This is a genomic window from Aeromonas sp. L_1B5_3 (genome assembly GCF_963866575.1).
Lineage (GTDB): Bacteria > Pseudomonadota > Gammaproteobacteria > Enterobacterales > Aeromonadaceae > Aeromonas > Aeromonas jandaei.
In genome coordinates, this window is record NZ_CAWMDN010000092.1 from 1 (window position 1) to 271 (window position 271).

Genomic DNA, 271 nt, shown 5'->3' on the forward strand with positions numbered 1-271 from the left:
TTTCACTCGCTTCTATTTCATTGGCGATAGCCGAAAGCTCACCCCAATCAATATCAAAAACGAAATTACTCATAGTTAAACCGCCGCGTGGTGATTTCCCTGCCGTGCCATCGTCACCAGCGCCCAGCCGGTGCCGTCGGCCTGCGGGCTGGTCATCACATCAAACCGCTCTCCGGCCACCACCACCTCATCACCCCGGCTGATGCCGACCATGTCCACCTCTTTGCCACTGATGCGCGGCTCACTGGTATCGGCCTCATACTCGCCAAGC

Annotated in this window: 1 protein-coding gene; it reads right to left on the reverse strand. The window is 57.2% G+C overall.

Features of this window, described 5'->3' with window-relative positions; all coding sequences use genetic code 11:
* Nucleotides 1-75: 75 nt before the first annotated feature.
* A partial coding sequence (locus AACR93_RS05605) for a head-tail joining protein (protein WP_043852313.1) occupies nucleotides 76-271 on the reverse strand: 196 nt, incomplete at its 5' end.